The sequence below is a fragment of the Burkholderia sp. AW49-1 genome, from assembly GCF_053427845.1.
This window is the reverse complement of the sequence record NZ_JBSAXF010000010.1, coordinates 43,400-58,913: the sequence shown is the minus strand read 5'-3', so window position 1 is coordinate 58,913 and position 15,514 is coordinate 43,400. Positions and strand designations below refer to the sequence as shown.

Sequence of the window (15,514 nt, the reverse complement as noted above, 5' to 3'; positions counted from 1 at the left end):
CGGAAACGACCATGCCCCTGCTCGACACGCTGCAGCGCGGCCTCGCCGAACTCGACGCGCAGGGCCTGCGACGCGTGCGCCGCACCGCCGACACCGCGTGCGACGCGCACATGCGCGTCGACGGTCGCGACATCGTCGGCTTCGCGAGCAACGATTACCTCGGCCTCGCCGCGCATCCCGCGCTCGTCGCCGCGTTCGCCGAAGGCGCGCAGCGCTACGGCTCCGGCAGCGGCGGCTCGCATCTGCTCGGCGGCCATTCGCGTGCGCACGCGACGCTGGAGGACGAACTCGCCGCCTTCGCGGGCGGCTTCTCCGATGCACCGCGCGCGTTGTACTTCAGCACCGGCTACATGGCGAACCTCGCCGCGATGACGGCCCTCACCGGCAAACACGCGACGATCTTCTCGGACGCGCTGAACCATGCGTCGCTGATCGACGGGATCCGGCTGTCGCGTGCGACCGTGCAGGTCTACCCGCATGCGGACATGGCCGCGCTCGCCGCGCTGCTCGATGCGTCGGAGGCCGAAACGAAACTGATCGTCAGCGATACCGTGTTCAGCATGGACGGCGACGTCTCGCCGCTCGCCGAACTCGTCGCGCTGGCCGAACGCCACGGCGCGTGGCTCGTCGTCGACGACGCGCACGGCTTCGGCGTGCTCGGCCCGCAGGGCCGCGGCGCGCTCGCGGCCGCCGCGCTGCGCTCGCCGAACCTCGTGTACGTCGGCACGCTCGGCAAGGCTGCCGGCGTCGCGGGCGCGTTCGTCATCGCGCACGAGACCGTGATCGAATGGATGATCCAGCGCGCGCGCAGCTACATCTTCACGACGGCCGCGCCGCCGGCCGTCGCGCATGCGGTCTCGGCGAGCCTGAAGGTGATCGGCGGCGACGAAGGCGATGCGCGACGCGCGCACCTCGCCGCGCTGATCGCGCGCACGCGCGCGCTGCTGCGCATGACGCGCTGGCAGCCGGTCGACTCGAACACGGCCGTGCAGCCGCTCGTGATCGGCAGCAACGACGCGACGCTCGCGGCGATGCGCTCGCTCGACACGCGCGGCCTGTGGGTGCCCGCGATCCGGCCGCCGACGGTGCCCGCCGGCACGTCGCGGCTGCGCATCTCGCTGTCGGCCGCGCATTCGTTCGACGATCTCGCGCGGCTCGAAACCGCGCTGATCGAGGCCAGCGAGGGGGCGGACCACCCCGACGCTCACGCGCGTTCGCTGCCCCCCGAGGAAGCCGCGGCATGACGGCCCCCCTTTCCCTCTTCGTCACCGGCACCGACACCGAGATCGGCAAGACCTTCGTATCGGCCGCGATGCTGCACGGCTTCGCGCGGCACGGCCTGCGCGCGGCCGCGTTGAAGCCCGTCGCCGCCGGCGCATATGAACGCGACGGCGTCTGGCGCAACGAGGACGCCGACCAGCTCGACGCGGCCGCGAACGTCGCGCTGCCGCCCGAGCTGCGCACGCCGTTCCTGCTGAAGGCGCCCGCCGCACCGCACATCGTCGCCGCGCAGGAAGGCGTGACGCTCGACCTCGACACGATCGTCGCGAGCCACCGCGAAGCGCTGACGCGCGCGGACGTCGTCGTCGTCGAAGGCGTCGGCGGCTTCCGCGTGCCGCTGAACGACACACAGGACACGGCCGATCTCGCGGTCGCGCTCGGCCTGCCCGTCGTGCTCGTCGTCGGCATGCGGCTCGGCTGCATCAGCCACGCGCTGCTCACGGCCGACGCGATTCGCCAGCGCGGCCTCACGCTCGCCGGCTGGGTCGCGAACCACGTCGACCCGGCCATGTCGTACGGCGACGAGAACGTCGCGACGATCCGCGACTGGCTCGCGCGCGAGCACCGCGCGCCGCTCCTCGGCCGCATCGCGCACTTGGCGCCGGCCGCCCCCGAATCCGCGGCGGCGATGCTCGACATCGCCACGCTCGTCGACACGCTGCGCCACGCGCGGCATTGACCTCCCGATCCCCGCATCCACGACAGGAAAACCACCATGACCCAAGCCCAGACCGCCGCCGTGCAACCCGACGCGATCCCTGTGGCCGCTCCGGCGCCGCAGCGCTGGCGCGTCGCCGACGTCGTCGCGCTGTTCGAGCTGCCGTTCAACGACCTGATGTTCCGCGCGCAGCAGGTGCATCGCGAGCACTTCGACGCGAACGCGGTGCAGCTGTCGACGCTGCTGTCGATCAAGACGGGCGGCTGCGAGGAAGATTGCGGCTACTGCTCGCAATCGTCGCATCACGAAACGGGCCTGAAGGCCGAGAAGCTGATGGACGTCGACACGGTGCTCGACGCCGCGCGCGCGGCGAAGGCGAACGGCGCGAGCCGCTTCTGCATGGGCGCCGCCTGGCGCAACCCGAAGGAGCGCCACATGCCGGCGCTGACCGAGATGGTGCGCGGCGTGAAGGAACTGGGCCTCGAGACCTGCATGACGCTCGGCATGCTGGAAAACGAGCAGGCGCAGCAGCTCGCCGACGCGGGCCTCGACTACTACAACCACAACCTCGACACGTCGCCGGAGTTCTACGGCCAGGTGATTTCGACGCGCACGTACCAGGATCGTCTCGACACGCTCGACCGCGTGCGCGATGCGGGCATCAACGTGTGTTGCGGCGGCATCATCGGGATGGGCGAATCGCGCCGCGAACGCGCGGGCCTGATTTCGCAGCTCGCGAACCTGAACCCGTATCCGGAGTCGGTGCCGATCAACAACCTCGTCGCGATCGAAGGCACGCCGCTCGAAGGCACCGCACCGCTCGACCCGTTCGAGTTCGTGCGCACGATCGCGGTGGCGCGCATCACGATGCCCAAGGCCGTCGTGCGCCTGTCGGCCGGCCGCGAGCAGCTCGACGACGCGATGCAGGCGATGTGCTTCCTCGCGGGCGCGAACTCGATGTTCTACGGCGACCAGCTGCTGACCACGAGCAACCCGCAGACGCAGCGCGACCGCGCGCTGTTCGAGCGCCTCGGCATCCGCGCGAGCCAGGCCGACGCGCTGGCGGAGAACGCGTAAGCGACTGCTGCGCGTGTGGCGTGCAGACGAAAAAGCCGGGGCATGCCCCGGCTTTTTTTCGCCCGCTCGTCGGCGCGCGGCTTTCAGCGCCGCCCGTCACACATGCGCCGCCGCGCCGTCGAGCGCCGCGCGCACGCGCTCGACGCGCTGTTCGTCCACGGGCGCCAGCACTTCGCCGCGCGGCCGCACGCCCGAGCCGAAATGCACCGCGCGCACGCCGGTGGCGCGAACGAAATCACCGACCGCGTCGATCGTGAGCCCCGAGCCGGCCAGCACCGTGCAGGTCGAGCCTGCCGCCTGCCGCACCAGCCGCGTGATCGTCGCGACCGCGTCGAGCACCGACGGATGGCCGCCCGAGGTCAGCACCGACGTGACGGCCGGCACGCGCAGCAGCGCGTCGAACGCGGCATTGAGGTCGCGCGACACGTCGAATGCGCGATGGAACGTCAGGTCGCGCCCGTCCGCGGCCGCCGCGACGCGCGCGAGCGCATCGAGATCGACGTCGCCGCGCGCATCGAGCGCACCGAACACGACGCCGTTCGCACCGGCCGCGACGGCCGCGCGCACGTCGCGCTCGATCACGCGCAGGTCGTCGGCGTCGTAGACGAACGAGCGGCTGTGCGGCCGCACGATCACGTTCACCGGAATCGCCACGGCGGCCACGACGGCCTCGATCAGACCGACGCTCGGCGTCAGCCCGCCTTCGCTGATCGCGGTCACGAGTTCGAGGCGGTCGGCGCCCGCGCGGGCGGCGGCCTTCGCGTCGCCGACGGTGGTGGCGATCACTTCGAGGAGGACGGAGGAAGCGGCGGTTCGGTTCATCGGCGGCTCGCGAATCGTCAGGACAATTCGCGCATCCTAGCCGAGCGGCGTGAACGGCGCCAGCGCGACGCCATCGCTATGCGCCGTCCGCTTCCTCGTCGATCCAGTCGATATCGCCGCACAGCACGTGCTGCGCATCGCCGATGCGCACGGCCACCGACAGCGTCACGCAGGGCTGCGCCTCATTGATCGACAGGTACGGGCGCGTGACCTGCACGCGTCCGGGCTCGGCGATCGCCGTGCGGAAATACGGCCGGCGCAGCCAGTTCGCACCCTGCGCATCGGACAGCGGCGAGAAGCGCGCCTCGGCGAGCGCGCGGTCCGCGCGCAGCACGACGTTGCGGCCCGCCTGGCGGCCCCGTGCGTCGAGCAGGAAGCAGCGCGCGGCGGCGTCGAGCGCGAGGAAGTTCCAGCACACCTCGTCGAGCGGCTCGCCGGCCGCCACCCGCTCGGCCGCACGCTCGAACGCGCGCAGGTACGGCGCGAGCCGCTGCGCGTCGCGCCGCTCGCGCGCTTCGGTTTGCTGCCGAAAGCGCTCGGTCAGCTCGCCGATGCAGCCGGTCGCCGTCGCGCTGTCGGGCAGGCCGGGCGCCGGACGGCCGAAGTAATAGCCCTGCACGAAATCGGCCTCGCACGACAGCGCGATCTGCGCGTCGTGCTCGGTCTCGATCCCCTCGACGAGCACGAGCTTGCCGGCCTCGTGCAGCAGCGTGACGAGCCCGTGCAGGATCGCGGTGAGCCCCGTGCGGTGCGCCGCGTGCGACAGCATGATCCGGTCGAGTTTCACGATGTCCGGGTTCAGCTGCCAGATCCGCTCGAGGTTCGAGTGGCCGGCACCGAAATCGTCGAGCGCGATCAGGAAACCCTGCGCGCGGAATTCGCGCACGGCCTCGGCGAGCCGCTCGATGTCCTCCGCGCGCTGCTCGAGCACTTCGAGCACGACGCGGCGCGGCGGCATGCCGATCCGCTTCAGGTTCGCGAGCAGCGCGGCGGCCTGGAACGGGTCGGTGAGCACGCCCGGATGCACGTTGAGGAACAGCCACTCGCGCTCGGCGCCGAGCAGCGCGAAGTTCTCGAGATGCAGCGCCTGCGCGAGCCTGTCTAGCTGCAGCAGTTCGCCCTGACGCGCGGCCTCGCCGAACACGTCGAGCGGCGACACCGCCCGGTCGAGCGCGTCATGGGCGCGCAATAGCGCCTCGTAGCCCACCGCACGCTGGTGCGACAGGCTGAAGATCGGCTGGAACACGGTCGTGAGCGTCAGGTCGCGATGCTGCGTCGCGAGGCGTTCGAGGCCGGAGCTCATCTCCCGCTCGAAACGATACGGCGAAGCGGTGGCCGGACGCTCCTGTTGCACGATCGTCATGGCGCCCTCCTGGCGATGCAGCCGAACGCGGCGAGTGCTTGAAACGGCGCGCGCAATGTCATGGTGGAATCCTCGGTTGTCCGGCCGGTGCCGGACGGTACGCAAGCATCAAGCAAGCTCCGTGCAAGCCCTTGAACCACGCGCCACGCCTACGTGCGGCGGCATCGCACCAGCGTGGCGCAGGCCGGATGCACCGCTTTCGTGCATCCGCACCGGCGCGCTCGAACGCACCCGTGATGCCGTCACGCTAAACTCCGTACGGTCGTTTCATTCTCCACAATTGCCGTATCGATGGATATCGTCTTCACAGTCCTGATCCTGCTGCTGACCGTCGCGCTGTCCGGCGCGGTCACGCGCATCCTGCCGTTGCAATTGCCGCTGCCGCTGATGCAGATCGCGTTCGGCGCGATGCTCGCATGGCCGAAGCTGAACCTGCACGTCACGTTCGATCCCGAAATCTTCATGCTGCTGTTCATTCCGCCGCTGCTGTTCGCGGACGGCTGGCGGATTCCGAAACGCGAGCTGTACCTGCAGCGCCGCGCGATCCTGATGCTCGCGTTCGGGCTCGTGTTCATGACGGTACTCGCAGTCGGCTACTTCGCGCACTGGCTGATACCCGAGTTGCCGCTGCCGATCGCGTTCGCGCTCGCGGCCGTGCTGTCGCCCACCGACGCGGTCGCGCTGTCGGGCATCGCCGGCAAGGGGCGGATTCCGCCGCAACTGATGCACATTCTCGAAGGCGAGGCGCTGATGAACGACGCGTCGGGCCTGGTCGCGCTGAAGTTCGCGGTCGCGGCCGCGCTCACCGGCGTGTTCTCGCTGCGCGATGCGTCGATCACGTTCGTGATCGTCGCCGCCGGCGGGCTCGCGACGGGCGCGATCGTGTCGTGGGTGTTCAGCGCGCTGTCGACGCGCTTCCTGAACGCCGAGCAGGAAGGCGACCCGGCCCCCGGCATCGTGATGACGCTGCTCGTGCCGTTCGCCGCCTATCTGTTCGCCGAGCACCTCGAGCTGTCGGGCGTGCTCGCGGCCGTGTCGGCCGGGATGATGATGAACTACACGAGCTTCTCCCGCAAAAGCACGGTCGCGTCGCGCGTGCGCGCCGAAAGCACGTGGGCGATGATCGAGTTCGTGTTCAACGGCATGGTGTTCATCATGCTCGGGCTGCAGTTGCCGCACATCATCGGCCGCGCGCTCGTCGACGCGCATCACACGAGCGACGCGCTCGTCGGCCGGATGATCTTCAACGTATGCGCGATGATGCTCGCGCTGTACGCGATCCGCTTCCTGTGGGTCTGGCTGCTGCGCTCGATCGCGAGCCGCCGCGCCGCGCGCCACGGCCTCGCGGGCACGATGGCCGGCGTGCGCACGATCGCGGTGATGACGGTCGGCGGCGTGCGCGGCGCGGTCACGCTCGCGGGCGTGCTGTCGATCCCCGTCGCGCTGTCCGACGGTGCGCCGCTGCCCGGGCGCGACACCGCGATCTTCGTTGCGTCGGCGGTGATCCTCGGTTCGCTGGTCGTCGCGGTGATCGGCCTGCCGTTGCTGCTGCGCGGCGTGCGCTCGACGCGCAATCCGCTCGCCGACGAGGAGCGCACCGCGCGCGCGGCCGCCGCGCAGGCCGCGATTCGCGCGATCGACTCGTCGCACGACGCGATCTCGGCCGAACTCGACGAATCGGGCGCCGCGCGCTGCGCGGACATCTCCGCGCGCGTGATGGACCAGTATCGCCGCCGCCTCGCCGCGCTCGCCGAGGACGGCCCGACGCCGCGCGCGGAAGCCAAGCAGACCGAAACGATGGAGCTGCAGATGCGGATCGCGGCGGTGCGCGCGGAACGTTCGGTGTTGTACCGGCTGCGCAGCGAAAGCAGGATTTCCGACGAGACGCTGACGAAGCTGATCCGCGAGATCGATCTGTCGGAAACGGCGCTGTCGACGCGCAAGAAAGGGATCATCTGAGCGGCTGCGCCGCGGCGCGATTGCACGGCTTGCCGATAAAAAACGGCGACGCGCAGGTGAACTGCACCCCAAAAGTTGGACTAGATCCAATCTTTGGGGTCAGTTCACAGGCGTCGCCGTTTTCACATCCGCACGTGTTCGCGTTACTTCGCGACCACGACCGGGATTCCCTTCAGCATCCCCGCGCCCTTCATCTCGTCGAGCGCGTGCTGCACGGCCGCACTCGTCGCCGCGTCGATGCCGAGTTGCAGCGCGAGCTCGCGCTCCGCGCGCTTCACGCCCGCGAGGTTGCGCACCTTCACGTGACCGAAGCCGCGCACGCGGGCGTGAAGATCCGCAAGCTGCGCGACCTGCGCCGCGTTGCCGGCGGTCGTCGCGGCGAGCGCGCGCGTGAGCGTCGTCTCGTAGTCGTCCGCGAGCGCGCGCTCCATCCTGCGCTCGGCGGTGCGGCCGAACGGATCGAGCCACGTGCCGCGCAGGCCGCGCACGCGCGCGAGCGTGCCGAGCACCGGCCACATCCACTGGCCGAACACACGCTTCTTCGGCACGCTGCCGTCGCGCCCGGCCTTCGCGACCGTCGGCGGCGCCAGGTTGAACTTCACGCGATAGTCCTGCCCCGGCACGCCTTCGAACTGCGCCTCGAGCGCCGTGCGGAACGCACCGTCCGCATACAGCCGCGCGACCTCGTATTCGTCCTTCACCGCGAGCAGCCGGTAGAACGTCGTCGCGACGGCACGCGTCAGCGCATCGTCGCCCTTCGCGCGCGCCGCGCTCACCAGCGCGCGGTAGCGCTCGACGTATCGCGCGCCGCCGTATGCGTCGAGGCGCGCTTCGCGATCGGCGATCAGTTCGGCGAGCGTTTCGGGCGCGACCGCCGCAGCCACCGCGTGACGCGCGTTCCACATCGCATCGAGGCCCGCCGCGTCGCCGGCCGCCATTCGGCCGATCGCGAACGCGAGCTTGTTCATCGGCACCGCGACGTTGTTCAGCTCGATCGCGCGCATCATCGCGGCGAGCGACACCGGCACGAGGCCGAGCTGCCATGCGTACCCGAGCATGAGGATGTTCGCGCCGATCGAATCGCCGAGGAACTTCGCGGCGAGCGCCTGCGCGTCGCAGCTTGACAGGTAGCCTTCACCGGCCGCATGGTGCATTTTTTCGAGCAGCGCATCCGCGTGCAGGTTCGCGTCCGGGTTCTGCACGAACGACGCGTTCGGAATCCGGTGAGTGTTGACGACGATCCGCGTGCGCTCATGGCGCACCGTCTGCAGCGCCTCGGCGCTCGCGCCGACGACCATGTCGCACGCGAGCAGCACGTCGGCCTGCTGCGTGTCGATGCGCACCTGGTTCAGCCACCGGTCGCTCGACGCGATCCGCACGAACGACAGCACCGAGCCGCCCTTCTGCGCGAAGCCCATGAAGTCGAGCACCGACGCGCTCTTGCCTTCGAGGTGCGCGGCCATGCTGATCAGCGCGCCGACCGTCACGACGCCCGTGCCGCCCACGCCCGTGACGAGCATGTCGTACGGCGCCGCATCGAGATGCGTCGCGGGCACGGGCAGCGCGTCGACGCGCACGGCGAGCGCCGCCTCGTCGAACGCCGCGCCCGCGGCCTTCTTCAGCGCCGCGCCTTCGACCGTCACGAAGCTCGGGCAAAAGCCGTTCACGCACGAGTAATCCTTGTTGCACGACGACTGGTCGATGCGGCGCTTGCGGCCGAGCGGCGTCTCGAGCGGCTCGACCGACAAACAGTTCGACTGCACGCCGCAGTCGCCGCAGCCTTCGCACACCGCGTCGTTGATGAACAGGCGCTTGTCCGGATCGGGGAACTCGCCCTTCTTGCGGCGGCGGCGCTTCTCGGCCGCGCAGGTCTGGTCGTAGATCAGCACCGTGACGCCCGGCGTCTCGCGCAGCTCGCGCTGCACCGCGTCGAGCTCGCTGCGGTGATGGAACGTCGTGCCCTTCGGGAACAGGCCGTGATGGCCGTCGTACTTCTCCGGTTCGTCTGACACCACGACGAAGCGCGACACGCCTTCCGCCTCGACCTGCCGCGCGATCTGCGGCACCGAGATGCTGCCGTCGACCGGTTGGCCGCCCGTCATCGCGACCGCATCGTTGTAGAGGATCTTGTACGTGATGTTCGCTTTCGCGGCGACTGCCTGGCGGATCGCGAGAATGCCCGAGTGGAAGTAGGTGCCGTCGCCGAGGTTCTGGAACACGTGCTTCGTGTTGGTGAACATCGCGTGCGCGGCCCAGTCGACGCCCTCGCCGCCCATCTGGATCAGGCCCGTCGTGTCGCGCTCCATCCACGACGCCATGAAGTGGCAGCCGATGCCGGCCTGCGCGATCGAGCCTTCCGGCACCTTCGTCGACGTGTTGTGCGGGCAGCCGGAGCAGAAGTACGGCGTGCGCTTCACAGCGTCCGCCTCGTTCGACAGGATCTGCGGCGCGACGAGATCGACGACGCGCTCGCGGCGATCGAGCGCCGGCTTGTGGCGCGCGAGCCAGGTGGCGAACACCGGCAGAATGCGCGACGGGCGCAGCTCGCCGAGCTCGGACAGCAGGCATGCGCCTTCGGCATCGTGCTTGCCGAGCACGCGCGGGCGCGCACCGTCCGCGCGGTTGTACAGGTAGTCCTTGATCTGCTGCTCGATCACCGGGCCCTTCTCTTCGATGACGAGCACTTCCGACAGGCCGTCGACGAAGGTTTCGATCCGCGTCATCTCGAGCGGATACGACAGGCCGACCTTGTAGATCCGTACGCCGGCCGCTTCCAGGTCGGCGACGGTGAGGTCGAGCCGGCGCAGCGCTTCCATCAGGTCGAGGTGCGCCTTGCCGCACGTGACGATGCCGACGTTCGCGTGCGCGCTCGGCGCGATCCACTTGTCGATGCTGTTGGTGCGCGCGAAATGGCGCACCGCGTCGAGCTTCGCCGCGAGGCGCGCCTCGATCGTGAGGCTCGGCAGGTCGGGCCAGCGATTGTGCAGGCCGCCCGCCGGCGGCGTGAAGCCTGCCGGTGCCGGCCATTGCGTCTGCAGCGCGTCGAGATCGACGGTCGAGCCCGACTCGACGGTCTCCGAGATCGCCTTGAAGCCGACCCACGCGCCCGAGAAGCGCGACAGCGCCCAGCCATACAGGCCGAACTCCAGCATGTCGGCGATGTTCGACGGGTTCACGACCGGCATGTGCCACGCGATCATCGCGAAATCGCTCTGGTGCGGCATCGACGACGACACGCAGCCATGGTCGTCGCCCGCCACCACCAGCACGCCGCCGTGCGGCGACGAGCCATATGCGTTGCCGTGCTTCAGCGCGTCGCCGGCGCGGTCGACGCCGGGGCCCTTGCCGTACCACATCGCATACACGCCATCGACGGTGCGCTCCGGGTCGGCCTCGACGCGCTGCGTGCCGAGCACCGCGGTGCCGCCGAGTTCCTCGTTGATCGCGGGCAGGAAGCGGACGCCACCGCCGTCGAGCAGTTTCTTCGCCTTCCACAGCTGCTGGTCGACCATCCCGAGCGGCGAGCCGCGGTAGCCGCTGACGAAGCCGGCCGTGTTCAGGCCCTGCGCGGTGTCGGACGCGCGCTGCATCAGCAACAGGCGCACCAGCGCCTGCGTGCCGGTCAGGAAGATCCGGCCGCGCGTGGCGGTCAGGTTGTCGGTCAGGCGGTAGTCGGATAGAGCGGGCGTGCCGTCGACGGGCAGTCGGGCGGTCATGGGGATGTCTCCTGATTGTGTGTTCTATGCCGTGCACCGGGGCGTCGGGCGACGCCGGCCGGGGAGCAACCGGATGGCTCTATTTTTTCGCGGGAAGGCGAGAAAGTTTTTTCTCATCTTGCTCGGGCGACGCCGGAGTGAGAAAAACTGCGCAGGTTTTGGCCGGGAATTGAGAGAGTTTTCGCGCTGGGAGACGGACGGCTTCCGGATGCGAATCGGCGTGGGCGAAGCGGTTGCGTCGAAAACGCGGGGGCATGAGGGAGGCGGCCCGCGGGCCCGGCGGTGGGCGCTCGCGGGCCGTGCGGCAAGGGTTCGCGCGGCGGAACGGGCGCGTCCTCACCCGTCGGATGCACAGCGTTCGGATTGGTCGCGGATGCGGGATGTCCACAATGCCGGGGGCCGCGGGCTAAGCGGCTGGGCGCGCTCACCGGTCGATTGCACAGGGTTTCGAGTCGCGTCGAAGGCCGGATGTCCACACCTCGATCGCTCCGCGGTTCGAGCGGATGCCGACGTTCACCGTTGAAATTCACAGCGCGACGAGTCGATGCCGGCGCGAGATATCCACACCGCCGGATTCCCGCCCGGCCGCGAGGACGTTCGCTCTCACCTGTCGGATGCACAGATTTGCGAGTCGATTCGGCGGTGCGATATCCACACCGCTGCCCGCGCCCGCGCTGCTGGGGAGCGGCGGTCCGGTCGTCACGGCAATGCAAGCGTGTGCGCGGCGGGCTCGCGTCGGGTGCCGGCTTCTGCGCGGATGGGCGTCCCTGCGCGAGCACTGGCGCGGCTTTGGCGTTCATCGGAACATGCCGGCGCGCAGTTGAACGCGGCGCAGGTCCGCGTGTGGATATCGCCACCACCAGACACTAAAAACCCTGTGAATTTCGATGGTGAGCGGAGGCGCGCGACCGAACGAGGATGCCGATTCAGGTGTGGACAGCCCAATTCGCGACGAATCGAAACGCTGTGAAATTCGACAGTGAGAGATGGTCCTCGATCGAAAGAGCGCGCCGGCCCCGGTGCGAACAGCGCGATCCACGACGACTCGAAACGCTGTGAATTCCGATGGTGAGAGGCAGGATGGCGATCGAGCAAGGACGCCGACCCGGGTGTGGATAGCCCGACCGACGACCACTCGAAACGCTGTGAAATTCAACGGTGAGCGTCGGCACGATATCGCGCGCAGTCGCCGATTCAGGCGTGAACAGCCGCGCCCGCAACCCCGCCGAGGCCCGTCGGTCGGAACTCGCACCGACACGGCCGAGCCGCACGCGCCCCCGCTCACCGCTGAAATACACAGCACGTCGACTGGTTTCGGCGACCGGATATCCACATCGCGACACATACTCGAATGAAACGCGCGATCGCGAGTGCGGTTAGAATGCGCGACCCTCGAAGCCGCGATCGACGATCGCGAACGGGCGCGCAAGCCGACACCCGGTTCGACCGGGCGCCGACGCTCACCCTTGAAATACACAGCGCTTCGAGTGAATCCCGCGGCAGGATATCCACACCGCGATACGCGTGCGAACCTGTCGCCGATCCGCACGCGCCGTTAGAATGCGCGGCGTTCCGGATTTCGCGCGACGCCCGGAAGTCCGCACCAGGCAAGCCTCACGCGCAATCGGTCGACGGCGCTCACCGTTCGAGGGCACAGCTTTTTTCGTCGTCGGGAGCCCGGTTGTCCACACCCTGCCTCGCGCATCCGGTCGCACGACGTCGCACTCACCGGTGAAATGCACAGCATGCCGAGTGGTTTCGAGGCCGGGATATCCACAACCGGCCCGGCGCGAACATTTTCCGCCGCCGTATCGGCAACGTCGGCTCCTGCCCCTGCCAGCGATCGGCGTCACATGCCGGAAAGCCCCGCAAATTCGACCTCCGGGTGCATGCTCACCGGTTGAATCCACAGCATTTCGAGTGAACGGCGCGGCCGGTTGTCCACATTCGCTGCGCAGCGGGCCGCCCCCGCAAGCGCCGTCATTCGGCAATCGAACGGATGATCCGCGCCGGGTTTCCGCCGACCAGCGTATTCGGCGGAACGTCGCGCGTCACGACGGAACCCGCGCCGACAACCGCGTTCTCGCCAACCGTCACGCCGCCGATGATCGTCGCGCCCGCGCCGATCCATACGTTGCGGCCGATCGCGATCGGCCGGGCGACGACGGCGTCGCGTCGGCGGGACGCCTCGACCGGATGGCCCGACGTGATGAGACTGACGTTCGGGCCGATCATCACGTCGTCGCCGATGTCGAGGCCACCGAGGTCGTAGAACGTGCAGTTCTGGTTGACGAACACGTTGCGGCCGATCCGCGTATCGGCGCCACCCGTTGCGTAGAACGGCGGGATCAGCAGGAAGCCGTCGTCCAACGGCTTGCCGATCAGTTCTCCGAACAATGACCGGACTTCGTCCGTATCGTCGAAGGTCAGACGGTTGAGCCGCGCGGTGATCGCCATCGTCCGCTTGAGCTCCGCGCGCATCGCGGCCGATTCCGGCGTGCGTCGCGGAATGATCGTGGTGCGATCGTCGTTCGCCATTCGTTGCTGTTCTCCGTGCGCGATCGCACCGCTACGCTGCGCATCACGCAGCACCTGACTCGCCGAATGCGATCGCCTGGCCTGAATTCAATCCCTCGGTCGCCCCGCGTGGAGTGACCCGGTTTTCGTGTTTCGCGCGCCGTCGACGAACGTCGTCCGGGCTCGCGCGACCCGCCACTGATACTGCTGCATCGGCCGGGCGTCCGCGCATCAACTCATAACTAGTTAACCAATAACTAGTTATTTCATGAACTTCGGCATCATTGGGCTTAGCGGGAAATTCGTTACCCGCTTCCACCTTTCGCCCCTGTCCGAACCCCTCCCGCTCGGGTACGCTTGAGCATCCACCGAACCGACACGCACACCGATACGCGGAGGCGCGATGAAGCTCTACTACTGGCCGAAGACCCGGGCATTCCGGGCGCTGTGGATGCTGGAGGAAATCGGCGCCGTCTACGAGCTCGTGCCGATCGACCTGCATTCGCACGAACAGGGCAGCGACGCGTTCGTCCAGGTCAATCCGATGGCCAAGCTGCCCGCGCTCGACGACGGCGGCGAACCGTTCGCCGAATCCGGCGCCGTGCTGCTCTATCTCGCCGATCGCTGCCCGGGCGCCGGGCTCGGCATCGCGCCGGACGATCCGCTGCGCGGCCGCTTCCTGCAATGGATGTTCTTCACGCCTTCCTGCCTCGAACCCGCGATGGCCGAGAAATTCACCGGTGCGTCGGGCAATCCGGTCGCCTTCGGCTGGGGCAACATCACGCGCGTGCAGCGTGCGCTCGCGCAAACGCTCGCCCACAGCCGCTGGCTCGTCGGCGATCACTTCACCGCGGCCGACCTGCTGCTCGCCAGCACGCTGAAGATCGCGTTCGACGCGCACCTGCTGCCGCACGAAGGCGTGCTCGGCGACTATGTCGCGCGCGCCGAGGATCGCGACGGCCATCGCCGCGCGCTCGCGGTCGAACAGCGGGAAGCGGCGCGTCTGCTGCATGCATGACGCGTGCACGGCACGGCATTCGGACGCGGCTGCCGCGACCGAATGCCGGCGTCGGCTCGCACCTGTCATCGACGTCATGCAGCCGGCCCGGGTGCCTGCGTCGCCGCGTCGTCCCCGACCACCACACCCGGCGAGCCGCGCTCGTCCGTATCGGCATCGACCGGCACGATTTCGTGAAAGTGCGTGTAGTCGATGTGCGTGATGCCGCCTTCATCGTGCATCAGGTCGACATAGCGGTGACGCCAGCGGATCTCCGCATGCGCCCATGAGTAGCGCGCCTGCATGACCTGCGCGGTCGTCTCGTCGGAACCTTCGATCGTGATCAGCAGCGACGCGTCGTGCGCGGCGAGCGACTCGGCGGTCTCGCCGAACAGCGGGCTCGTTTCGTCGATCACGTGCATCAGGTTCCAGCCAAGCAGGAAGATCGGATGCTCGCTGCGCACGAGCGGCAGGTCGTGGATCTTGCGCAGCGTATAACCCTCGTGCGTGCCTTCGACGCGCATCAGCCGCAGTTTCGCCTGCGCTTCGGCGATCACGTTCTGGCGCGCATTCGCGGCCCGCACCATCAGTGTCATCTGCCCGTTCAGCGGGCGCACGATCGCGTAACGCGCGAACAGGATCTTCGCCTGCGGCCGCGAGAAGCGCGCGAACACGAGGCCGGTCGCCAGCGCGATGCCCGACATCCCGATGAAGATCTCGAAGGTCGAGACGAGGTGCGCATAGACGGTCTGCGGATGCATGTCGCCGTAGCCGACCGTCGCGAGCGTCTCGACACTGAAGAAGAACGCGCCGACGAACCCGGCCGGCGACTGGTTCGCGATCGGCGCTTGGCCGAGCAGGTAAAGCGTCGCGAAGCCGCCGTTGAGCAGCAGGAACAGCACCGCGAGCGACAGGAAGAATACGGGCCAACTCACCGTCAGCGCACGGTGATAGAGGTCGCGCCAGCCGAGCGGCGGCATCCCGTATGCAACCACGGGGCGGGTGCCCGACCAGATCTTGCGGCCGCGGCCGCGGGAAGCTGGGGAGGACGGATCGACGTTCATCGCGCGAGGCCTGAAGCAGGGAGGCGATGAGCGTAGCACGCGAAGGCGGCGGCCGGGAAT

Annotated in this window: 10 protein-coding genes; 5 read left to right on the top strand and 5 right to left on the bottom strand. The window is 68.8% G+C overall.

Features of this window, described 5'->3' with window-relative positions; genetic code table 11:
* Window positions 1–11 precede the first annotated feature (11 nt).
* The 3 genes from bioF to bioB are packed head-to-tail and all read left to right on the top strand — an operon-like array spanning window position 12 to window position 3,016.
* The gene (bioF, locus tag ACV22W_RS17305; protein ID WP_448020687.1) at window positions 12–1,244 is read left to right on the top strand and encodes an 8-amino-7-oxononanoate synthase; all 1,233 of its coding nucleotides are present in this window, start codon (window positions 12–14) and stop codon (window positions 1,242–1,244) included.
* Window positions 1,241–1,960: a dethiobiotin synthase gene (gene bioD / locus ACV22W_RS17300; RefSeq protein WP_448020686.1), complete on the top strand. Its 720-nt coding sequence runs from the start codon at window positions 1,241–1,243 to the stop codon at window positions 1,958–1,960. The genes bioF and bioD overlap by 4 nt, the downstream gene beginning before the upstream one ends.
* A 36-nt stretch (window positions 1,961–1,996) precedes the next feature.
* Window positions 1,997–3,016 (top strand): biotin synthase BioB, encoded by a 1,020-nt coding sequence (gene bioB, locus ACV22W_RS17295; protein WP_059523944.1) that lies wholly within the window; start codon window positions 1,997–1,999, stop codon window positions 3,014–3,016.
* A 96-nt stretch (window positions 3,017–3,112) separates the two neighbouring features.
* Here the strand turns inward: bioB and ACV22W_RS17290 are convergent, their stop codons facing one another.
* Both ACV22W_RS17290 and ACV22W_RS17285 read right to left on the bottom strand, forming a co-directional pair.
* On the bottom strand, window positions 3,113–3,838 hold the full coding sequence (locus ACV22W_RS17290) for a copper homeostasis protein CutC (protein WP_059523942.1): 726 nt from the start codon (window positions 3,836–3,838) through the stop codon (window positions 3,113–3,115).
* Between the two features lie 76 nt (window positions 3,839–3,914).
* Window positions 3,915–5,201: a sensor domain-containing phosphodiesterase gene (locus ACV22W_RS17285; protein ID WP_059691398.1), complete on the bottom strand. Its 1,287-nt coding sequence runs from the start codon at window positions 5,199–5,201 to the stop codon at window positions 3,915–3,917.
* Window positions 5,202–5,492: 291 nt separating this feature from the next.
* On the opposite strand from ACV22W_RS17285, the gene ACV22W_RS17280 reads away from it, so the two are divergent.
* On the top strand, window positions 5,493–7,160 hold the full coding sequence (locus ACV22W_RS17280) for a Na+/H+ antiporter (RefSeq protein ID WP_448020684.1): 1,668 nt from the start codon (window positions 5,493–5,495) through the stop codon (window positions 7,158–7,160).
* A 143-nt stretch (window positions 7,161–7,303) separates the two neighbouring features.
* Here ACV22W_RS17280 and ACV22W_RS17275 read toward each other — a convergent pair whose 3' ends face one another.
* Both ACV22W_RS17275 and ACV22W_RS17270 read right to left on the bottom strand, forming a co-directional pair.
* The gene (locus ACV22W_RS17275) at window positions 7,304–10,876 is read right to left on the bottom strand and encodes an indolepyruvate ferredoxin oxidoreductase family protein (RefSeq protein ID WP_448020683.1); all 3,573 of its coding nucleotides are present in this window, start codon (window positions 10,874–10,876) and stop codon (window positions 7,304–7,306) included.
* A 1,980-nt stretch (window positions 10,877–12,856) separates the two neighbouring features.
* Window positions 12,857–13,414 (bottom strand): sugar O-acetyltransferase, encoded by a 558-nt coding sequence (locus ACV22W_RS17270; protein ID WP_448020681.1) that lies wholly within the window; start codon window positions 13,412–13,414, stop codon window positions 12,857–12,859.
* Window positions 13,415–13,796: 382 nt separating this feature from the next.
* On the opposite strand from ACV22W_RS17270, the gene ACV22W_RS17265 reads away from it, so the two are divergent.
* Window positions 13,797–14,411, top strand: coding sequence for a glutathione S-transferase family protein (locus tag ACV22W_RS17265; protein WP_448020680.1), 615 nt, complete (start codon window positions 13,797–13,799; stop codon window positions 14,409–14,411).
* A 74-nt stretch (window positions 14,412–14,485) separates the two neighbouring features.
* Here ACV22W_RS17265 and ACV22W_RS17260 read toward each other — a convergent pair whose 3' ends face one another.
* A complete protein-coding gene (locus tag ACV22W_RS17260; RefSeq protein ID WP_448020679.1) occupies window positions 14,486–15,454 on the bottom strand; it encodes an ion channel in 969 nt (322 codons plus the stop codon).
* Window positions 15,455–15,514 lie beyond the last annotated feature (60 nt).